Consider the following 22,030-nt stretch of genomic DNA (forward strand, 5'->3'; position numbering starts at 1 on the left):
TTGTCTTCCTTCTATCTCATCCTTGGACAAGCGGCGGACAAGAGCGGCCCGTGGTCGTTATTCGCTTCCGCTGACTCCGCTAACAACAACAAAGAGCCCGGCGAATCGCCAGGCTCCTTCTGTAATGCTCGCGACCGAATCGCGAGCCTCATTTCCCGATAAACTCTTGCACCCAATACCCATTATAATACCCGACACCGATCAGCTTGTATTTGGGGTTAAGGATATTCGCCTTGTGCCCGGGGCTGTCCATCCAATCCTTGACCACTTCCTCGGCGGAGCGCTGGCCTTTACCGATATTCTCACCCGCGTAGAGGTACGTGATATTAGACGAATCCATCATATCAAATGGAGAGCCGTATTTCGGCGACGTATGGCTAAAATACCCGGTTTTGAACATGTCGATCGCTTTGGTTTTGGCCATTTTTGTTAAATTGGTATGCACCATTAACGGCTTCATCCCGGCGTTCTTCCGCTCCTTATTCACGAGCTCGACAACTTTGGACGCGTTTTGCGTCTGAATCTGCAAGTAGACCGCCGCCAGCGCCTTTGACTTACTGCTGGCTTTCGCAGCTGCAGCCGCCTGCGCCGTGTTCGCGCCGATTCCGCCTTCTTGCCCCGTCGTCAATACCAAAGCCAAAGCTGCAACGAACAGCCCAGCCGTGCCGATTTTTTTGCTCCATTTCATCATGATGGTTTGCTCCTTCTAGACGTTTTCCGCGGATTGCCGTTTCTTGTCACATTTTAACATATTTCGAGAAGGTCTGCTTGCTTAAAAAATGGAAAAAGAGCGACTCAAGAGCCGCTCCTTCAACACTGACGTATTCTTACTTCTTGCTTGCGTATTTGCGCATATCGAACGCTACGGCCGCGACGATAATCGCGCCTTTGATGATTTGCTGCCAGTATGGACCGACACCCACGAAGGTCAAACCGTAGTTGATAACTGTAAAGATCAGCACGCCGGCCATGATCCCCGGAACCGTACCGATACCGCCTGTTGTAGAAACGCCGCCCACGACGCAGGCTGCGATCGCGTCAAGCTCGTACATGTTACCATAGTTGTTGGTTGCGCCACCGGTTCTGGCGGCTTCCAACACACCTGCCAAACCATACAAAGCGCCTGCGATGGAGTAGATCAGGATCAGGTTTTTGGAGACGTTAATCCCGGATACTTTCGCAGCTTGCTGGTTCCCGCCGATGGCGTACATGTTTTTGCCCAGACGTGTTTTGTTGAACATCACCCATACGATCGCACACACCACAATCGCGATGATCACGATATAAGGAATCGAGAATTCCCAGTTCTTGAACAAGGCCCCGGAACCTAAGGTTGTGAAATCACCGCGCAATCCGCCGATCGGCTGGGATTGGTTGGGCTCCGTGTCGAAGTACAGGGAGTTGATCCCGTAGATCGCAACCATGGTACCTAGTGTAGCGATAAACGGAGGAACTTTAAACTTGGATACGATAACCCCGTTAATCAGACCAAAGACCAAACCAACTGCAATCGCGATAAGAACCGGTACGAACAGCGGAAGCTCCGGCAAATTCGGGAAGAAGCGGCGAGCATAGTCGGCTTCTTGCAGCATCGAAGCGGAGACGACCGCCGTTAACCCCACCATCCGGCCGGCGGACAGGTCCGTACCACCCGTGATCAGGATAAACGCTACCCCGAGGGCGATAATCACCCGCGTAGACGATTGAATCAAAATATCACGCAACGTATTTAGTCCGATAAAGCTTGGTTCATAAACAGCGATGCCAATCAGTAGCACGGCCAAAACGATATAAATGGCATTTTCAGTCACAAAACCTTGTAATTTCTTTGTATTCATGATTTTCTCCTCCTTCGCAATCCTTAGTGCTGGGCTGCCAGACGCATAATTTCTTCTTCCGTAGCCTTGTCTCCATCCACGATTCCCGTAAGACGGCCCTCGGACATTACCATGACACGGTCGGACATCCCAAGCAGTTCAGGCATCTCGGATGAAATCATGATGATGCTTTTGCCTTGCTGTGCCAAATCCGCAATAATGGAATAAATTTCGTATTTTGCCCCGACGTCGATTCCACGCGTCGGTTCGTCCAGCAACAAGATTTCCGGTTCGGTAAGCAGCCAGCGGGCTAGCAGCACCTTTTGTTGATTTCCGCCCGAAAGGTTCATAATCAGCGTTTTGGGTGACGGCGTTTTCGTGCGCAGCTTCTCGACCATTTGATTGGCTTCGGCTTTTTTCTTCCGGTCATTTAACAGGCCGTAAGGCGTCACATAACGATCCAGATTGGCGATCGCCGCATTTTCGTGCACGGACAGGACCGGGAAAATACCAGTGGTACGGCGTTCTTCCGTCAGCAGTGCCAATCCGTGCTTTTTGGCTTCGCCGGCACTGCGGATCTTCACTTCTTTACCGTTAATCGAGATGGTGCCCGACTGGATTTCACGAAGGCCAAACAACGCTTCGATCAGCTCGGTACGCTGAGCTCCAACCAGACCTCCCACGCCAAGGATCTCCCCTTTACGCAGCTCGAAAGAGACTTCCTTAAACGAGTTCGGATTGATGGACGTCAGCTTATCCACCTTCAAAATAACGCCGTTCGGCACGTTATGCCGCTCCGGGAACCGCTGCGTCAAATCACGTCCGACCATTTTGGAGATAATGAGGTCGGTAGTCATTTCCGCCGCCGGCCAGGTGCCGATCTTCTTCCCGTCACGCATGATCGTTACATCGTCGGAAATCCGCAGGATTTCTTCCATTTTGTGCGAGATGTAAATGATCGATACGCCGCGTTTCTTCAAATCATTGATGATCCGGAACAGGTGCTCTACCTCAACGCTGGTCAAGGAGGAGGTCGGTTCGTCCATGACGATGATCTGCGAGTTAAACGATACCGCCTTGGCAATCTCGATCGACTGGATTTTCGAAACGGACAGCTTGCCAACAATCGTATCCGGGTCTAAATCGATATCTAATTCTTTAAACAGCTCTTCCGTGTCCTTGTGCATCTTCTTATGGTCAACGAATTGGAGAGGCCCCCAACCTTTCATCGGGAAACGTCCGAGCCAGATATTTTCCATGACATTGCGGAAAGGCACCGGATGCAGCTCCTGGTGAATCATCGAAACCCCAAGCTTCAGTGCATCGCTGGAATTGTTGATTTCCGCTTTCTGACCATTCAGATAAATTTCGCCGCCGTCCGGCTTGTAAATCCCGAACAGGCATTTCATCAATGTTGATTTACCGGCTCCGTTTTCGCCCATCAGCGCATGAACGGTACCGGGTCTAACCTGCAGTGTTACGCCATCCAGCGCCTTTACGCCGGGAAATTCCTTGGTGATGCCCTTCATCTCGAGCATAAATTCAGACATTGATTTCGCCCCCTGATCATTTCTTTCACTTTAGAGGCACAGCATGGTTTCCTCCGGTGTTCCTATCCCTGCGAAAAAACCGGGAGGTCCGTACCCTTCGGCATCGAACCTCCCATTTAGTCCTTGCGAATATGAGAAGTCCTGCTGATTACCTGATTGCCGTGCTCTTATTTAAAGTCAGCAGCGTTTTCCTTCGTTACTTTTTGGTAAGGAATCCAAACATATTGGTTGTCGGTAATGTCGAAACCTACGCTGTCTTTGCTGATTGCTTCGCCTTTGGCCAGTAAGGAAGCCAGAGTAACCGCTGCTTTCCCTTGGTTTTCAGCATCGTTCAGTACTGTACCCAGCATTGTGCCTTGCTCCAAAGCTTGGAGAGCTGGCGCCGTGGCGTCAACGCCTACAACCGGCATATATTTGTCGCCTGTGAAGTATCCGGCAGCTTTCAAAGCTTCGATTGCGCCGAGAGCCATGTCATCGTTATTGGCAAGCACGGCTTCGATTTTGTCGCCGTTTGCAGCCAGGAAGGCCGCCATTTTCTCTTGACCTTTTACGCGATCCCACATGGCGGTGTCTTCTGCCACCTTTTCCACCTTGATGCCGGCATCTTCAATCGCTTGGATCGAATATTGCGTACGCAGCTCGGCGTCTTGGTGTCCAGGTTCGCCTTTCAGCATGACGTATTGCAGAACGCCGTCGCCGTTTTTGTCGGCTTCCGGATGAGCTTTCCAGTAGTCAACTACGATTTGTCCGGACAGCGTACCGGATTCTTCGGCTTTCGCACCAACGTAGTAGACTTTATCCCATTTCTTCATATCTTCCGGCAGCGGTTCGCGGTTCAGGAACACAACCGGCGTATCTTTGGCTTGAGCTTTATCGATAATGACGCCTGCTGCTGTACGGTCAACCGGGTTTACGATCAACGCGTTGGTTTTCTTCGTAATGAACAAGTCAATTTTATCGTTTTGCGTTGGTTGAGAGTTTTGGCTGTCGACGATATCCACCTTAGCGATCCCACTTGCGTTCTTCTCAATCGAGTTCCGTACGCCCGTCATGAACGTATCGTCGAATTTGTAAATCGCCACGCCTACGCTTGGAGTTGATCCTGCGTTTCCTCCGCTGCTCTCTTTATCCCCGCCGTTAGAGCATCCGACCATGGTCGCCCCAAGCATCGCTGCAGCCAGCATGACTGTTGTCAACTTCTTCATATCTTTGACCTCCTGAATAATGTATTTCTGTGAGTTATCCTCTTGGATACGTTTTCATTATGCATCGTTTTAGGTAGATTGCGAATCCAAAATTCTAAGGTGTTTCTATCAAAATTCTGATGATGTCCATCTGATAATTTCTATACCGATTTCTCCAGCCGACTCGAAAAACGACAAAACAGCAAGCTTTCCGGATGCTCCGGAAACGACTTGCTGTCCGCTCGTCACAGCCTAGACTATAAAAAACACGCCTCGCGGATGTTATTTCACAAACGGGAACAACAGCTTCTGGTTTTCCGGCCATAACATATTGTTCAGGTCGATCAACTTCGTATCTGTCGGGATTCGATCCTCAAGCTTCTCCCCGCGGGCAGCCTGAACGGCGGCGGCAACCGCCATATAACCGTTGTTGAACGGGTTTTGCACGACCATCGCCTGCACCTTCTCCTCCTGCAGAAGCTCCAGCATTTCCGGCGGGTTGTCGAAGGCGATCATCTTCACTTTACCGCCGTAACCCAACTCGTCAACGGCGCGCCCTGCCCCGATCGATGATTCAGCGCTGAGCGACACGATGCCGTCCAGGTCCGGGTAACGCTCCAACATGTCCGCCGTCAGGCTATAGGCAAGGTTCTCGTCCGAACCGCAGTATTGAATATCCACGACATGGACACCGGAAAAACGGGCGATATAATCGAGGAACCCTTCCTCGCGTTGGTTTGCGTTCCGAGCTCCTTTCACGAAATTGATGATTCCGATATCGCTTTCCGGCCCGGTTAACTCAACCAGCCGTTCAGCCGCTTTCTGCCCGGCCTCGTAGTTATTGGTACCCACGAAGGTTTTCACCTTGGTCGAGGCGACCTCCGAATCCATCGAAATGACCGGAATATCGTAATAGGAGGTTCGGTCCGTCACTTGACCCAATGCTTCATAATCGGTAGCTGCCAAGATGATGGCGTCGGGACGCCGTTTAATCGACTCTTCCATTAAGAGGATCTGCCCTTCAACATCGTTTTCGCTCTCCGGCGCCAAAAAATTCAATCGCACATTAAACTCCTTGGCTGCAACCTCCGCCCCCAGCTTGGTCGTCTTCCAGTAATCCCCCCGGTCCATCTTGACGATCATATCCACGTCGGTAACTTGATGATCGTCACCTCTGGCTCCGGGGCGGCTGCAGGAGGACAGCAGCGTAATGAGCAGTGCAACGGTCAACAGCAAACAAGCTGGCTTCACACCCTTCGTCAACCGCTTCATTCCTCTTCCCCGCCTTGTTCCTGAATTTCCGGCCGCACAGCCGGGATGGTGATCGTCACTGTGGTCCCTTCCTCCGGCTCGCTATCGAAATGCAGCCCGTAGCCGGCGCCATAATACAATTCGATACGCTCCTGTACGTTGCGGACGCCTACGCCCGACCCGCTTTCGCTGCGGAGAGTCCCGCGGAATAACTTTTCGACCGTATCCGTCGTCATTCCAATGCCGTTATCCCGGATGCGGAAGATGAGATGCTCTCCCTCTAAGCGAGCCTCGACATAGATAAAGCCCTGCTCGGCCGATGTTTCGATGCCATGATGGATCGCATTTTCGACGAGCGGCTGCAAAATCAGCTTTAAGGTCGTACATTTCAGCGCGGCCTCATCGGCTTCGATCTCGTACCGAAACTTGTTTTTGAACCGGATCGTTTGAATGATCAAATAATGGCGTACATGCTCGAGCTCGTCCTGTACGCTGATCACATGTTTCCCCTTGCTTAAGCTGATTCGGAAAAAACGCGACAACGACGTAATGGTCTTCACAACCTCTTCGTTCCGGCCCAACTCGGCCAGCCGGGTGACCGAATTCAACGTATTATAGAGGAAATGCGGATTTATCTGCGACTGCAAGACATCCAGCTCGCTTTTGCGCTTAGCCTCTTGCTCCTGGATGATCTGATCCATCAACTCGCGAATGCGGCGTAACATCAGGTTAAACCGCTTGGACAGCTGCTCAACTTCATAGGCACCGCTAACGTAGACGTTCGTCCCGAAGTCCCCGCGCTCTACCATTTGTACGGAGCGTTCGAGCTTGCGGATCGGCTGCGAGATTCGAGCGGACACATAAATGCTGATGACCAGGATGATAGCGATCGCCAAGGGCAGGAACCAGGATAAAAAGTCGCCAAGCTCCCTTTTAGTCGTCAAAAACTCATCCGCATAGGCCACCCCAACGATCTTCCATTCGGCTGGCTTCACCGTCTGGATCGTGATGATCCGCTGCTCCCCATCCGACTCGTCAAAATAACGCCCGTACGCATAGTTGAGCACCGGCTCCAGATTCTCGTACTTTAGTCCGGCATAAATCAGCTGTTGCTGCGGATGGTACACGATGTTCCCCACGGCGTCGATGATGTAGACGTACCCTTTTTTGCCCAAACTGATTCGTCCGCTTAACTCGTCGATGGTGCGGAAGTTAATGTCGATCACCAATACGCCTTGCTTCAGCTTTCCATGATCCCGGTAGGTCACGGTCTTGCTCATTGAGACGACCCAACGGTACTGCCATTTGAACAGGTTCTGGATGTGCGGTGGAGTAAACTGCAATTTCCCGGGTTTCCCCATCGCGGATTCAAACCATAATTGCTCCTGCAGCCGCGTGTTTTGCCGCATCGACAGCGAAGGCACGTTACGCACCAGCTTTCCGTCTTCGGTGAACAGCGCCATTGAAACGAGGTCTTCGCGCGTATTGAGCACGGTCTCCAACTGCTCCCCCAACTGGTCGTTGGTGGGAAGATCGGGAACCGCTGCGATTTTTTGCTCCACCAAGTCAAAAATGTCCTGCATCCCGCTAACGTACAGCTCCAGGTTGGAATGCACCTGTTCAATGATCTGCTCCAGGCTTAGGTAGGCATTCTCTTCCGCGGCGCGCGAGAAGCGGTTGTATAGCAAGGTACTGACCAGCACGACTGCAAGAACGGTCACGGCGATCGAGGACAAGGAGATCAGCACTTGGATGTTGCGCACATGGAACCCTTGAACCAACCGTTTGAAGGAGCGCCACGGCTTCATGAGCCTCGAACTCCGGTGCGATATTCTTTCGGGGAGATGCCGAATTTTTTGCGGAAGCAAAAGCTGAAGTAGTTTGGATCGGCAAACCCGACGCGCTCGGCGATTTCAAAAGCTTTCAGATCCGTTGTCGCAAGCAAATCCTGCGCTGCATCCATCCGTACGCCCATCAAATAGTTAACGAAGGTGGTTTTCGTTTCTTTCTTAAAGATGTTGCTGAAGTATCCGGTACTGATATGTAGATGCTGGCATACCTTGGCGATGGAGATGTCGTTGTCACTGTAATTTGCCAAAATATATTCCTTCGCTTCATCTACCAATTGGTTATAGCTGGATTGCCGTTCGGAGGCGATGGAGTGCTTCAGCTTCATGCAGATATCCAAGAACCAGGCTTTGGCTTCATCAGCATGCGAAAATTTAACGAATTGACTCAGGAATCCGGCTTCTTCGCCAAACAATGTATCGAGGTCGACGTGAATATCCTTGGCCACCTTGATTACCGAGGTTAACATCTCCAGCAGGTACACCTGGAAATCCTGGTAGGATGCCTTGCTGTCGGTTAATGCCGAGAACAGTTCCTCCAGCAGTTGGATCAGTTCCTGGTCGCTGCCGACCTTCAGGCAACGGATTAGCTCCTTCTCCTTCAGCTCGTCCATCGACAACGGCACGGTTTGCCGCGACTCGACGTCTTCGATCCAGATCACTTTATTGCCGCCGAGAATCACACGGTAATCCAGAGCCTTAATCGCTTCCCCATAGGAGCCGGCGAGCTCGCTGAGACGATCCACCTCTGAGCCGGCACCAATCGTCACGGTCAGCTTGAGGAACCGCTCCACGCTAAAACGAATCTCTTCTACTAATTGCAGCGTACGGTCAGCCAGTTGCTCCTGCTTGTCCGCATTTACGATGCTGAGGACCACAACCTCGTCATGATGGATGAATACCCGATCTCCCGGATGAAGCCGAACGATTTCCTCAGCGATATTAAAGACAGCAAATAACTGCAACTGCGTGTCATTGGTATCCTTCAAGGAGACGGACGTCAACCCTTTCCCAGAGTCTCCGCTTTCGGTCGGTTTTCGCAGGCTTGCCCCCGCAGAATCGATTCGAATGACGGAAACCAGGTAACGATCGCCGCTCAGGTCCAGATCATAATGCTCGCATTTCTCTTGGATTTCCGCTTCCTGCAGCCGGCGGGACACCAGTGAAGACAAAAACAGGCTTTGCAGAATCGGCAGATTTTTGCGGTAATGCTCAGTTAACAGTTGCACGTTCTCCTTTTCGGCCATCTCTTCGTCGAGTTGCATTTTGACTTTACGCAAGATCTCAGCCAGCTCCCCTGCCGAAAACGGTTTCAACACATATTCGTCGATGCCCAGACGGATGGCTTTCTGTGCATATTCAAACTCCTCGTACCCGGTCAAAATAATGATTTTTGTTGCAGGATATTGCTCGCGAATCCATTCGGAGAGTTGCAAGCCATTCATAAACGGCATTTGAATATCCGTCACGACGACGTCCGGCGTATGCTTCTCTATCAACTCGGCCGCTTCCTTGCCGTTCTCCGCCGTCTCCATAACGGTGTAACCGAGACTTTCCCAGTCGATCAGGCTGAGCAAGCCTTCCCGTACGTCCTCTTCGTCATCGGCCAATATCAACTTATACATCGATGGACCATCCTCTTCTATGCCTGAATTCCCCCCGATTTTAACGTATCGGTCCGCAAATGTAAATCGCAGATCACACGGAGAAGCCGAAAAGAACCAAGACCTTAGTCCAGTTTATTTTCCGCCTTCAGTCCGTTTTGGGATTCCCATAAACCAAGTACCATGTTATTATCCAAAGGAACTATCATCAACTCTAAATGGTGGTCGAATTTATGAACAATGAAATGAAAATTTATGTTCTGCTCAGCAATCCGAAGACAATAGTAGCTAAAATGATCGGTTTATATACCCGTGCGCCTTATAATCACGCATCCATCGCGTTTGATCCTGAGCTGCGGGAGGTCTACAGCTTCGGGCGGAAACACCCGTTTATTCCGATCTTTGGCGGCTTCGTTAAGGAAGACATTCACTGCGGGGTCTTCAAGAAAGCGACCTGCGCGGTGTACAGCTATAAGGTTAGTGCGGAGAACTACATGCGCATGAGAAATTTTGTGAAAACCTTTGAAGATAACGGCGAACTTTACAATTATAACTTTCTGGGCCTCTTGGGCGTGATCTTAAATATGGAGCTTGGCGGAGAGAACTCCTACTTCTGTTCCGAGTTCGTCAGCCGCGTATTTCAGGAAGCTGGCGTTAACCTTCTAGAGAAATCCGCGGGATTAACAACCCCGTCCGATCTCTGCGGCTGCTCGCATCTCCAGCTTGAATTCCGCGGGCGTCTCGAAACCTACCGCGAACAGTATTGCTATTCACGCCGAACGGCATTAGCGTATGAGCAAAGCCGATATTATGCCGCGAATTAAGCTGGATGATGAAGCGGACTTCCCGATGAGATCGATCGCGTTCAGATAGCGTTATTTCTTCACCTTATGGGGTGGAAATAACGCTATTTTTGATGAATAGAGGGATGGAATCACCTTATTTGATCCAAAAAGGCCCCAATAGACGGTTTAGGACCGAATTAAGACTAAAAAATCACCCTATTCTGCCGTTTTTCGAAATTTCCAGGCGGATAAGGTGATTTTGTGGCGTTATTTTGTTTGGTCGGACATCTATCTATTCGACGATAAAGGGTTTGGGGGCACCATACTGTTGCAGCCATTGATTCATTTCTTGATTCCTCTGATCAATGTACTTATCCTCTAATCCATGCTGACCCTCGGGGTATACCACAAGCTTTACGGTTTTACCTGCCTTCTCCATTTCATCCGCAAATAATTGAACGGTTTGCCAAATTAAGTTCTTATCGCCAGTACCCTGCAGCAGCAGAACAGGGGCTTGTATATGTGGAATTCGGTCCAGAATTGTATAGTCCCCTTTGGATTTCTCATGACCATTAATATATCTAAATCTAACATAATACGACAGTTCCCTGTGCTCCTCTACTATCGCCGGGGATGTCACGTCCGAATGCTCATCTAACCAGCGTATCGTTGCATCCCAGCCCACAAACGGACTTATCGCAACAACCGCTTTGACATCCTGCCGTTCAGAAGCCAATCTCAAAGCCACACCACCTCCCATCGATGAGCCGAGCAGGTAAATCGAATTCGGTATTACTCTTCCAGTGGATATCGCCGCTTGTATTGCATTTTCCGCATCTCTCTTATTCTCCGCAATTCCCTGCACATGGCCATCACTTTCCATATATCCGCGATAAAGGGGAAACAAACCTACCACTTGGTCGCTAAAATATTTAAACCCGAGCGTGAAGCCATAGTTATAATGAGACAACTCTTTACGTTCCCAAGCGTATCCCCCATGAAGAGAAACCACCAAGGGATATTTCCCCCGTGCCTTGGGAACGGTTAGATAGGCTAGAACTTTGATATTGTCACTCCTATAAAACATTTTGTAGATACGAATATTGGGATTTTGTCCGGGCAACTTTATTAATTCTTTGGATAAGACTTCTACTTTATTTACCTGTGTCTCTCGAGCATTACATCCGGACATCGCGACAAGAATAAGAATCAATACGAACGCAAACGAATCTCGCAAAACTCCCCTTCTTCTACTTCTTTCAAATCCCTTCACTTATCGGCCCCCCCGATTCCCTAATACAGTCAACAGCATCATAAATGGTTATATATGTATCTTAACCCACAAAAATAGGATAGGCATAGACCTATCCTGTAAACGGAACCTCCTCCGGAATGGGTACCTTCTTTTGAGATAATAGACTATGTAGGACCATCCCGCCGATAACCAGAGCCATGCCGAGCATGGACACAGCCGAAGGTCTCGGAACCGGCAATAATAGCAGCTCGCCGATCGTTGCAAAAACAACTTCACCGGCTTGCGTTGCTTCTACCGCCGCCAAACGATGCGGGGAGCCTTTGGCCATATCCGTAGCGGCAAAAAACAACACGGTCGCGATCAAGCCGGAACAAACGGCCACCGCCAGCGCTTGGCTGGCCTGACCCGCGCTAGGCGGGCTGCTGCGCCAAAAGGCGATTGCCGTCAGCAGCAACCAGAGCGGCAGAGTAGCCAAAGCCATCCCGAGGACTCGCTGGTACGCATCCAGCCGTCCTTCGCAAATCGCCATCATTTTGCGGTTGCCGAGCGGATAAGCGAAAGCTGCAATTACCACAGGCAGCGCGCCAAGCAGAAGATCCCGCCCCGATAGGGCGTGAGCCTGGCTAAACTGCATGATAAATACGCCTAGCAGGATGAGGCTAGACACCCCTAGCCCTTTCCATTGGATCCGTTCCCGAATCTTGACCGGGCCTGCCGGTGTCATGCGAGTTGAACGAAAAGCCGGCGCTACCAACAGGCCGGCCACAATTGTGGTTTGCCACGTGCCGGCGATCAGCCAGCCAGGTTCATATTCCGCCGCAATACAAACGGGAACGTACATCACCCCAAAACCGATGAAGCTCCATCCGATCCAGGCCCAGGGCCGCCTGCGCATCTCCGCCCATAACGGCCTCCACTTCCCCCGAATCGCAACGACGCCAAGCAGCAGCGGAATCATAAACAAGAAACGCAGGGAAGCTGTGTACAACCAGTCTCCCCCTGACCATTTCATCGTCTGGTTAAGTACAAACGTCGAGGAGAAGAACAAGGAAGCCAACAAACCATACAATATCGGGCGCATGGGTTAAGCCAAATAAGCTTCCTTAACCAGCTCGTTGGCGAGCAGCAATTCGGCCTGGTCCTCCATCAAGATTTCTCCGGTTTGCATCACATAGCCGCGGTGAGCAATTTGCAAGGCTTGAAAAGCGTTTTGCTCAACGAGCAGTACGGTCATCCCCTCGCGGTTCAACTGCTGGATAATCTCGAAAATCTGCTCGACGATAATCGGGGCGAGCCCCATCGACGGTTCGTCCAGCAATAAGATCCTCGGCTGCATCATCATCGCCCGGCCGATGGCCAGCATTTGCTGCTCTCCGCCGCTCATGGTCCCGCCTGTTTGCGTTAGCCGCTCCCGGAGGCGCGGGAAATGGTCGAACACCCTCTCCATCCGCTGTTTGATTACTTTTTTGTCCCCCACGGAAAAAGCGCCCATCTCCAGGTTCTCCTTCACCGTCAACCGCGGGAAAATCCGCCGTCCCTCCGGTACATGCGCAATTCCCTCCAGCGCCGCTTGGTGCGGCGGCAAACTTGACATCTCAGTGCCGTTAAAGCGAATGGTACCGGTCGTGTTCACTTGACCGCAAATCGCCTTCAACGTTGTGGATTTTCCGGCCCCATTGGAGCCGATCAACGAAACGATCTCTCCTTCCTCCACGGTTAAGGTGACCCCTTTTAAAGCCTCAATTGCCCCATAGTAGGCGTGAACGCCGTTCAGTTCCAGCAAGCTCATGAAATCACCTCAATTTGGACGGTTTCGCCATGAACGGCGCTTTTCCCCAGGTAAGCCTCAATCACTTTGGGGTGAGAACGAATATGGTCCGGCCCGCCTTCTGCGATTTTCGTGCCATAATCCAACACCAGGATATGCTCGGACAGTTCCATCACCAGCTTCATGTCATGCTCGATCAGGATGATGGTCATCCCCGTTTCCTCCTGGATTCGCCGAATTAAATCAATCAACTCAACCGTCTCGCGCGGGTTCATCCCCGCAGCCGGTTCGTCCAGGAGGAGCACCTTCGGCTTGGCCGCCAACGCCCGGGCGATTTCGAGCCGCCGCTGCGCGCCGTACGGCAGACTCGCCGCCTGTTCGTTCAGCAGCTCTTGCAGCCCAACGAACTCCAGCAAACGGTAAGCTTCCTGATGCACCATCTCCTCCTCATGGCGAGCGGGTGGCAGCGAGAGCAACGTGCCGACGATTCCCGCCTTCAGGTGGATGTGCATGCCGACCATCACATTTTCCAATACGGTCATACTGCCAAACAAGCGGATGTTCTGAAAAGTCCGGGCAATTCCCAAACTAACGATTTGATGGGGTTTAACGCCTACGATGGACGTTCCGTCGAGTTCAATCGTACCTTCGTCCGGCATATAAATACCGGTAATCATATTAAAAAACGTCGTTTTTCCGGCCCCGTTGGGACCGATCACCGCGGAGATTTTGCCGCGCGGAAACGCAAAGTCAACGCCCCCAACCGCCGTTAAGCCGCCAAAGCGCTTCACCAGCTTGCTGACCTTGAGAATCGTCATTGACCTACACCTCCGCTTTGTTGCTTCGCCGGCGGCATCACGGGTAACGCCTTGCCCGAAGACTGCGCCTTCAGCCGCTCGGCATCGACCTTCTTATTCTTGGCGGTGATCAGGCCGTTGGGCCTGAAGATGGCGACAAGCACCAGAATCGCCCCGAATATCAAACGCTGCATCTTGGAGGGCGAGATCGAGCTGGGAATATGAATCACCCCTTGCAGGGTTAACTGGTTTAGCCAGTTGGTGAGTTCCGTCAGCACCTGCAAGTTCAGGAGCGTCACCAAAGCCGCACCAAGAATGACGCCGGGCACGCTGCCCATGCCGCCCAGCAGCACCATCACGAGAATCGTAATCGATTCGAGCAGCGTAAAGCTGGTTGGATCGATAAACGTTTGCTTCGCCGCAAACACCACCCCCATCATCCCAGAAAAAGAAGCGCCGATGGCAAAAGCGCTCAGTTTGGTGCGGATGAGCGGGATGCCCATCGATTGCGCGGCGATCTCGTTCTCCCGAATCGCCTTCCAGGCCCGCCCTAGACGGGAATGCTCCAACCGTTTCACGCTGAAAATAACGATCGCCAAAATAAAAAGGACGATAAAATAAAACTGGTTGGGAAACGTAAAGGACAAGCCAAACAAGTTCGGCGGTTGGATCGAAGACAACCCCATTGCCCCGTTCGTAATATTCACCGGTTTATCGAGATTGTTAAAGATAATCCGGATAATTTCCCCGAAGCCTAGCGTGACGATCGCCAAATAGTCGCCCTTGACCCGAAGGACCGGCAAACCAAGCAGCAACCCAAACAACGCAGCCATAAAGCCGCCCAGCACGATAAAGATCCAGAACGCTCCTCCGGGCAACGGGAACAGTTGGCCGGAGATAAACTCGTTCGCCTGCGGCGTGGCAAAGATCGCATACGTATACGCTCCAACCGCAAAGAACGCTACGAAACCAAGGTCGAGCAGTCCAGCGAATCCAACTACGATGTTAAGCCCTAACGCCATCGCGATATAAATACCGCACTGCGTGGCGACTTCCATATACGACTGATGGGCCGGGCCGCCGGAGGTCGCAAACGGAATGACCAGCAGCAACAGCACCGCACCAATCCCCCATTTGATCGGGGTTTGGAAGGTCGTCAAATAGAGCAGCAGCAAGGATCCGAGTAAGAGCAGAAAGGCAACGACCGACTTATTCGAAAAATATACGCTGGCCGCCGTAACAAGGACAAACAGCGTTAACAACAAGGCTTGGGCGGGTTGGCTTCGCCCCAGCCAGAGCTTTAGTTGATTCATGGCAGCTCACCTACACTTTCTCTTTCACGGCTTTACCAAACAACCCTTCCGGCTTGAAGATCAACACCGCGATCAGGATCAGAAAAGCGACAACGTCTTTATACTCCCCGCCCAACGCGCCGCCGGTGATGACGGACAGGTTCGCAGACGAGAACATTTCCAGCACGCCGATAAACAACCCGCCAAACATGGCGCCCCGGATATTGCCGATGCCGCCGAGAACCGCAGCGGTGAAAGCTTTCATTCCCAAAATGAACCCGATATACGGATCAATGGTTCCATACTGCTGGGCGAACAGGACGCCGGTCCCGCCCCCCAGCGCCGATCCAATAAAGAAAGTCAGCGCGATCACCTTATTGACGTTAATCGACATCAGCGATGCCGTCTCCCGGTCCTGGGCTACAGCCCGCATGGCGGTTCCCCATTTGGTGCGATTCACGAAAAAATCAAGCCCCACCATGAGGACGACAGCCACCGCCACAACGATGATCGTATTCGTCTTCAAAAAAGCATCGTCAAACCCGCTCCATACGAAGGATGCGCCCAGCTTCAGATTCTCGCCGTACAAGGAAATACCGGTGACGATGAAATTCCCCGTCCGGATATCGGCGATAAATCGAACGATGTCCTGCAGCAGGAAGGACACCCCGATCGCCGAGATCAATGAGATGAGCTTGGGAGCCCGGCGGAGCGGGCGATACGCCACCCGCTCGATGCCGATCCCCAACAACCCGGTTGACAGCATCGCCGTCGCCAGGATGAGGAAGTAGGCGAGCCCGGCGGGCAACCCGGTCAGCCATCCTGCCGAGTTCATCGTCAGCAAGGCCGCCGTACCCACGAATGCGCCGGTCATAAAAATTTCCCCATGCGCAAAATTGATAAATTCAAGAATGCCGTATACCATCGTATAGCCGATAGCCACCACCGCATAGACGGCGCCTAAAGTTAATCCGTCCACCAAGACCTGGGGGAGTGTTTGCAGGATCATCTCCATAAGTCCATACCCCTTCTGCGTTATTGCCGAAAGTCTAATTATTTCGGCTGTTCGATTTCCGATACCATCGTGCCAGGGTAGGTTGGTGAATCAAATTTATAAATGAAGACCTTGGCATATTCGTTATCGCCTTTGTCGTCAAAGCTAACCTTCGTGGCGATCCCTTCAAAATCGGTTGTTGCCCGGACCACATCGCGGACCTGCTCGCGCGTCGGCAGCTTGCCGCCGTTGTCTTCGATTGCTTTTTTCACTGCGTTTAAGATGACATTCATCGAATCATAAGCATATGCCGAGTAGTTCTCGACGGATTTGCCAAACTTCTCTTGATATTTGTCCGCCCAATCCTTGTTGGACTTCGTGACGTCCGTAGACACGGAGCTGTACGCCACTTCGGTTAACTTGTCGCCGGCGATGTCTACCATCCCCGAGGAATCCAACGCATCCCCGCCCATGATTGGTACTGTGATGCCTTTTTCGCGTGCTTGTTTGACGATCAGCCCCGCCTCGGCATACATCCCGCCAAAGAAGATAAAGTCCGGCTTCTTGCTGAGCACCTGATTCAATACACCGTTAAAGTCTTTCTCCCCTACCGTGATCCCCTCGTACCCGGAGATGGTCGCGCCCAATTCCTCGGCGGCACTGCGGAACGCGTCGGCCAACCCTTGCCCGTAAGCCGTTTTATCCTGGATGACGAAAATATTTTTCGCTCCCACCGTCTTCACGGCATATTCGGCACCCGCCGGTCCCTGGAAGTCGTCGCGGGCGACAATCCGGTTGGCCGCCTTCAGCTTCCGGTCGGTGAAGTCGGTCGCCGTGCTGGCCGGGGAGACCATTGGAATCCCGTATTTCTCGTACACCACGGAGCTCGGAATCGATACCCCGGAGTTCAAATGCCCAAGAACCGCCAGTATCGCTTGATCGGCGCCGATCAATTCGGAGTTAGCCACACCTTTCTTTGAGTCGCCTTGATCGTCGTAAGGCACGAACTGCAGGTCAAATCCCAGATCCTTAAATTCGGCTTGACGCTCTTCCAGCGCCATCTGCCCGCCGAGCTTGATCGATTCCCCCTGAATAGCCGAGCCCCCGGATAGCGGGGATTGCGATGCAATTTTGATCACCGTGAGTTTGTCGCCTGCCCCTGCGGTATCCCCATTCGCTGGTTTTGCCTCACCGCCGGACGAATTACACGCCGAGAGCAAACCCAGCAATAAACAAATACTAGCAAGCCATGCAAATCTTTTTTTCCCCTTCATACACATCCTCCTCAGATCGATCTTTTTCTAGGGCTTTGCCCCGCTTGGTGTTATGTACGAGTCACTTTACATAACATTAACTGCACTTTAAACTCTTTTATGTTAGTATTCGTGACATTTGAAATCACCTTACCCCATCGACTACGTAAAACTACAATTTCCTACTTCATCTCTAGTTAGGTTCTTAAAAATATTTTGCGGGACGACTCCACCTTCCCGTTGAAACACAAAAAAGCCCCGCCCTTCATCAGGGCGGAGCTTCCATCGCAGTTTGCCATTAAGGTCTATTTATTAGGTTAACTTACCGGCTTATTCATTCGGTAGCCAGTACAACTGAAGCCGCAATGCTCATAAAACGTTTTGGCGGACAGATGGTTCTCGCGGGCCGTGGATAACACCAGATCCGTGCTGCCCCGTTCACGGGCCCACTTCTCCGCTTCTTCGATCAACCGTCTCCCGATCCCCGTGCCGCGGTGTTTCTCGTCAACGACCAATGCCGTAATCCGGGTAACCGGTTTACTCATATCATGCGTCTGATGCTGCTTCAGGAAAGCCGTCGCAATGACTACGCCGTCAAGTTCCGCCACCAGATTACCTAGCAACAGCTGGCCTTCCAGCATCGCTAAACGTTCCTTCAGCACGCTTGCCGTCATCGGATAGCGCAGTTGACGCATTAAAGGAAGCATGTGTTGAACATCGTCGCAACAACCGTTGCGAATGACCAAAGCCGGAGCTAACGCCTCAATACTCAATTGGACCAAACCACCTTTAATAAATTTGCCAATTCACAAATCCCATTCTATTTTCCGGCTTTACGAGCAAGATTGCAATAGTTCTAGTTAAAAATCTAAATATTTTTCGATAAAAAGTTACAAATACCGAAATTGAGCTTCAACTAAGCCGCAATAGATTCCCTTTTGTTCCATCAATTCCCGGTGAGTGCCCGATTCTTTGATCTCCCCATGATCCAACACGATGATTTTGTCGGCGCTTCGGATGGTAGAGAGACGGTGAGCTACGATAAAAGACGTTCTCCCCTTCAACAGCACCTTCAACGCCTCCTGAATCTTGAGTTCGGTCTCCGTATCGATGCTAGCCGTAGCCTCGTCGAGGATGAGAATTCTTGGATTCGCCAGCAACGCGCGGGCAAACGATAGCAACTGGCGTTGCCCCATTGACAGCACATTACCTCGCTCCTCCACCTCTGTACCATAGCCGTTAGGCAGCTTCATAATAAAATCGTGGGCATCCACCGCCTTAGCCGCCGCCTCTACTTCTTCATCCGTTGCGTCCAACCGGCCGAATCGGATATTATCCCGGATCGTTCCCGAGAATATAAACGTATCCTGCAGCACGACGCCAATTTGGCTGCGGAGGCTTTGGACGGTGACGTCGCGAATGTCATGGCTATCGATGACAACCGAGCCGCCACTGGGATCGTAAAAACGGCTGAGCAGATTGATGATCGTGCTTTTTCCCGAGCCCGTATGGCCGACAAGCGCAATCGATTGGCCGGCTTTCACGTCCAGATCGATCCCTTTTAGGGCGGGACGGCCTTGTTCATATTCAAAGACCACCCGGTTAAAGCGAATCGCTCCCGTAATCGCCGGCAGCGGCTTCGCTCCCGGTTTATCGGCAATATTCGGCTCCTCGTCAATAAATTCAAAGATCCGCTCTGACGAAGCCATCGCCACCAACAGCTGGTTATACATTTGACCAAGGCGGTTGATCGGATCCCAGAAGTTGCCCACGTAGTTACTGAAGGCTACCAGCAGGCCGATGGTCAACTCCCCCGACTGAATGAGGTAAACGCCGAGCACAAACAGCACAAACGTACCGATGCCCCCGGTGATTTCGATTAAGGGGCCAAACCCCTGGTTCATCGCAGAAGCTTTATCCCATGATTTCTTGCTGCTTAGGTTCATCGAATCGAAGTAACGCATATTTTCCCGCTCTTGCGTGTAAGCCTGAGTTACGCGAATGCCCTGAATCGATTCGTTGAGATGGGAGTTAATCCGCGAGTTCTTCATGCGGACCTCCTGCCAAGCCATCCGGATTTTTTGCCGCAGTTTAGTGGAGATCAGGAACATAATGGGGACGGTAATCATCACCGCAAGCCCCAGCTTCCAGTTAATCAGCAGCAAAATAACAACGATCCCGGCCAGCTGTACGCAGTCGATCATCAGGTTGACGACGCCATTGGTAAACAGCTCCTGCAGCGAGTTAATATCATTCGTAACCCGCACCAGCACCGAGCCGGCCGGACGTTTGTCAAAGAAGTTAAACGAGAGCTTCTGGATATGCTGAAACAAATCGGCGCGCAAATCATAGATGACCTTCTGGCCGACGATATTCGTGTATTTGATTCGGTATACGCCCGAGATCCATTGGATCAGGTACAGCACGAGGACAGCAGCAGTAATGCCATAAAGCAGCGTTAAGCTCGTTTGACCGTTCTCCGGCACAATAGCCCGGTCGATCGCCAAACTCGTCAAATAAGGCACGGCCAGCTTCGTCACTGTCCCAAGTACCGTCATCAGGATGATCAAGGGCAACATCTGTTTGGCATAGGGGATCATATAAGCAAAAAGCCGACGGAATTGCTGCCAATCAAACGCCTTATCCATGATCTCGTCATCTTGATAGACGAAGCGCTCCTCGATGCTTCCGCGGGGGGTCTCCTTACCGGACGCCGGCTTCGGCCGGGTTGTAGTTTGCGTATTCATGCGTTCCCCTCCCCTTTACGCCGGACCGTTCCGTCCAGATGGTCTGCATATTGGATACGATACACGTCCTGGTATGGACCCGAGGCTTCAATCAACTCCTCATGTTTCCCGCGTTGAACGACCCGCCCTTCGTTTAAGACGAGGATTTCGTCTGCATGACGGAGCGAAGAGATCCGATGGGCGATAATAAACGTCGTTCGGCCCCGCATGACCTCCTGAAAGCCGGCTTGGATCTCCTGCTCGGTCTCCATGTCCACCGCGCTGGTGGCGTCGTCCAGGATCAGGATTTTCGGGTTCTTGAGCAAGGCGCGGGCGATGGCGATCCTCTGCTTCTGCCCGCCGGATAAACCAAGTCCCCGTTCGCCGACCACCGTATCATAACCTTCCGGCAATTCCATGATAAATTCGTGCGCCTTAGCCAATTGGGCGGCGCGGATAATCTCCTCCATAGATACGTTGGTCATCCCGTAAGCAATATTGCCCTTAATGGTCGACGAGAACAGGAACGTCTCTTGAAACACCGTGGCGATTTGACTGCGCAGGCTGCGCACGCTGAGCTCGCGGATGTCTTTACCGTCGAGACGGATATGGCCTTTATTCACGTCGTACGCACGCATCAACAGCTGGATCATCGTTGATTTGCCGGAGCCCGTGCCGCCGAGAAAACCGATCACGGAGCCGGGCGGGGCATGGAAATCGATGTCGACCACCGCCGGCATTTTGTTCCCATAAGCAAACGTAACGCGCTCGAACCGGACATCGCCGCGAACCTGTTCGGGGTGAAGCTCCACCGCTTGCGCTTCGTCCTTCACGTCGATCGGCTGATTCAAAATCTCCAGCACCCGTTCCCCGGACGCCTTGGATTGCGTATAGTTGTTAATATGGAAGCCTAAGCCCCACATCGGGCCGATGATAAACCAGATTAAGCTGAAAAAGGCGACCAGATCGCCAAGCGACAACTGCCCCTTAATCACCAGCGTCCCGCCTACCGACAGCAGTACCGCCACGCTGATGGAAGCCAGCAGCTCCATCACCGGAAAGAACCGGCTCCATAACGTCGCCGCAAAAATCTGATTATCCTTGTAGCGCTCGTTGCGATGCGAGAACTTCTCGACCTCATGCGGCTCCCGAGCAAACGATTTGACAGTCCGCACGCCGGTCACGTTCTCCTGTACCGCGGTCGTCAAGGAGCTGAGCGCCTGACGCATTTCCTGGAACGCCGGATGGATTTTGGACTCGAATTTAAGGGCGACGCCGGCCAGGAAAGGAATCGTAATCATCGTCACCAAAGTGAGCTGCCAGTGAATGGAGAACATCACCGCCGATCCAAATGTCACCATCAGGATAAGATTTAACAGCTGAGCGAAGCCAAACCCCACGAAGTTGCGGATCGCTTCCAAATCCCCGGTTAATCGCGACATTAAATCCCCGGTTTTGGCCGTATCGTAATAGCGGAACGATAAGAACTGCAGTTTTTCGTAGCACGCATTGCGCAGCCGGTACGCTAGATAGTTCCCCAGCCTTCCGCCAAAAAAACCGTGAAGAAACTGCAGCAGCGCCTTCACAGCTACAACGGAAACCGCCGTCGCGGCTATCCATACCACCTCTCCGTAATTCCCCGGCCGAATCACATCGTCGATCAGCTTGCGCAGCAGCATCGGATAAACCAAGCCCAGCCCGGTGGCCGCCGCCAAACATAAAATCGACAATACCAAGTAGTTCAGCCTCGCCTGGTAATATCCCCGAAGTTGCCTGAGAACCTCCATGTCACTCCTCCTACACCCGTTTGTTGAAATAAACTTGGACAACCGTCATAAACCAATGACCAATGATTTCGGACGTTTTGGATGAAGGGGCAGAGGGGAGTGTCTGAACGCCGCGAAACC

Annotated in this window: 18 protein-coding genes; 1 reads left to right on the forward strand and 17 read right to left on the reverse strand. The window is 52.0% G+C overall.

The genetic code is table 11. The features are described 5' to 3' along the window. Positions 1-148: 148 nt before the first annotated feature. The 7 genes from BN3277_RS12670 to BN3277_RS12700 form a co-directional block, all read right to left on the reverse strand. On the reverse strand, positions 149-691 hold the full coding sequence (locus tag BN3277_RS12670) for a CAP domain-containing protein (protein WP_059043212.1): 543 nt from the start codon (positions 689-691) through the stop codon (positions 149-151). A 136-nt stretch (positions 692-827) separates the two neighbouring features. Then, positions 828-1,838: a galactose/methyl galactoside ABC transporter permease MglC gene (mglC, locus tag BN3277_RS12675; RefSeq protein ID WP_059043213.1), complete on the reverse strand. Its 1,011-nt coding sequence runs from the start codon at positions 1,836-1,838 to the stop codon at positions 828-830. A 23-nt stretch (positions 1,839-1,861) separates the two neighbouring features. Further along, positions 1,862-3,367, reverse strand: a complete 1,506-nt coding sequence (locus BN3277_RS12680) for a sugar ABC transporter ATP-binding protein (protein WP_059043215.1) — start codon at positions 3,365-3,367, stop codon at positions 1,862-1,864. 167 nt (positions 3,368-3,534) lie between these two features. Continuing rightward, positions 3,535-4,572 carry a galactose ABC transporter substrate-binding protein gene (locus BN3277_RS12685; protein ID WP_059043217.1) on the reverse strand — a complete coding sequence of 346 codons (1,038 nt, stop codon included), beginning with the start codon at positions 4,570-4,572 and terminating at the stop codon, positions 3,535-3,537. Positions 4,573-4,833: 261 nt separating this feature from the next. Next, complete coding sequence (locus tag BN3277_RS12690; RefSeq protein WP_059043218.1) at positions 4,834-5,823, reverse strand: substrate-binding domain-containing protein; 990 nt, start codon at positions 5,821-5,823, stop codon at positions 4,834-4,836. Beyond that, complete coding sequence (locus BN3277_RS12695; RefSeq protein ID WP_059043220.1) at positions 5,820-7,610, reverse strand: sensor histidine kinase; 1,791 nt, start codon at positions 7,608-7,610, stop codon at positions 5,820-5,822. The genes BN3277_RS12690 and BN3277_RS12695 overlap by 4 nt, the downstream gene beginning before the upstream one ends. Then, on the reverse strand, positions 7,607-9,274 hold the full coding sequence (locus BN3277_RS12700) for a response regulator (protein ID WP_059043222.1): 1,668 nt from the start codon (positions 9,272-9,274) through the stop codon (positions 7,607-7,609). The genes BN3277_RS12695 and BN3277_RS12700 overlap by 4 nt, the downstream gene beginning before the upstream one ends. A gap of 212 nt (positions 9,275-9,486) precedes the next feature. On the opposite strand from BN3277_RS12700, the gene BN3277_RS12705 reads away from it, so the two are divergent. Beyond that, complete coding sequence (locus BN3277_RS12705) at positions 9,487-10,077, forward strand: hypothetical protein (RefSeq protein ID WP_059043224.1); 591 nt, start codon at positions 9,487-9,489, stop codon at positions 10,075-10,077. A gap of 253 nt (positions 10,078-10,330) precedes the next feature. Here the strand turns inward: BN3277_RS12705 and BN3277_RS12710 are convergent, their stop codons facing one another. The 10 genes from BN3277_RS12710 to BN3277_RS12755 form a co-directional block, all read right to left on the reverse strand. Then, entirely contained in the window at positions 10,331-11,311 is a 981-nt protein-coding gene (locus BN3277_RS12710) for an alpha/beta hydrolase family protein (RefSeq protein ID WP_059043226.1), read from the reverse strand. Positions 11,312-11,402: 91 nt separating this feature from the next. Then, positions 11,403-12,374 (reverse strand): DMT family transporter, encoded by a 972-nt coding sequence (locus BN3277_RS12715; RefSeq protein WP_059043228.1) that lies wholly within the window; start codon positions 12,372-12,374, stop codon positions 11,403-11,405. Positions 12,375-12,377: 3 nt separating this feature from the next. Beyond that, positions 12,378-13,082 (reverse strand): ABC transporter ATP-binding protein, encoded by a 705-nt coding sequence (locus BN3277_RS12720; protein WP_059043230.1) that lies wholly within the window; start codon positions 13,080-13,082, stop codon positions 12,378-12,380. Further along, on the reverse strand, positions 13,079-13,879 hold the full coding sequence (locus BN3277_RS12725) for an ABC transporter ATP-binding protein (RefSeq protein ID WP_059043232.1): 801 nt from the start codon (positions 13,877-13,879) through the stop codon (positions 13,079-13,081). The genes BN3277_RS12720 and BN3277_RS12725 overlap by 4 nt, the downstream gene beginning before the upstream one ends. Further along, positions 13,876-15,171 (reverse strand): branched-chain amino acid ABC transporter permease, encoded by a 1,296-nt coding sequence (locus tag BN3277_RS12730; protein ID WP_059043234.1) that lies wholly within the window; start codon positions 15,169-15,171, stop codon positions 13,876-13,878. Before BN3277_RS12730 ends, BN3277_RS12725 begins: the two co-directional genes overlap by 4 nt. 10 nt (positions 15,172-15,181) lie before the next feature. Beyond that, positions 15,182-16,165, reverse strand: coding sequence for a branched-chain amino acid ABC transporter permease (locus BN3277_RS12735; RefSeq protein ID WP_059043236.1), 984 nt, complete (start codon positions 16,163-16,165; stop codon positions 15,182-15,184). Between the two features lie 38 nt (positions 16,166-16,203). Then, the gene (locus BN3277_RS12740) at positions 16,204-17,418 is read right to left on the reverse strand and encodes a branched-chain amino acid ABC transporter substrate-binding protein (protein ID WP_059043238.1); all 1,215 of its coding nucleotides are present in this window, start codon (positions 17,416-17,418) and stop codon (positions 16,204-16,206) included. A 296-nt stretch (positions 17,419-17,714) separates the two neighbouring features. Continuing rightward, positions 17,715-18,170, reverse strand: a complete 456-nt coding sequence (locus tag BN3277_RS12745; RefSeq protein ID WP_059043240.1) for a GNAT family N-acetyltransferase — start codon at positions 18,168-18,170, stop codon at positions 17,715-17,717. 117 nt (positions 18,171-18,287) lie between these two features. Beyond that, the gene (locus BN3277_RS12750; RefSeq protein ID WP_232436417.1) at positions 18,288-20,144 is read right to left on the reverse strand and encodes an ABC transporter ATP-binding protein; all 1,857 of its coding nucleotides are present in this window, start codon (positions 20,142-20,144) and stop codon (positions 18,288-18,290) included. After that, positions 20,141-21,910, reverse strand: a complete 1,770-nt coding sequence (locus BN3277_RS12755) for an ABC transporter ATP-binding protein (protein ID WP_059043241.1) — start codon at positions 21,908-21,910, stop codon at positions 20,141-20,143. Before BN3277_RS12755 ends, BN3277_RS12750 begins: the two co-directional genes overlap by 4 nt. Positions 21,911-22,030: the final 120 nt, after the last annotated feature.

Source organism: Paenibacillus rubinfantis, assembly GCF_001486505.1.
Lineage (GTDB): Bacteria > Bacillota > Bacilli > Paenibacillales > Paenibacillaceae > Fontibacillus > Fontibacillus rubinfantis.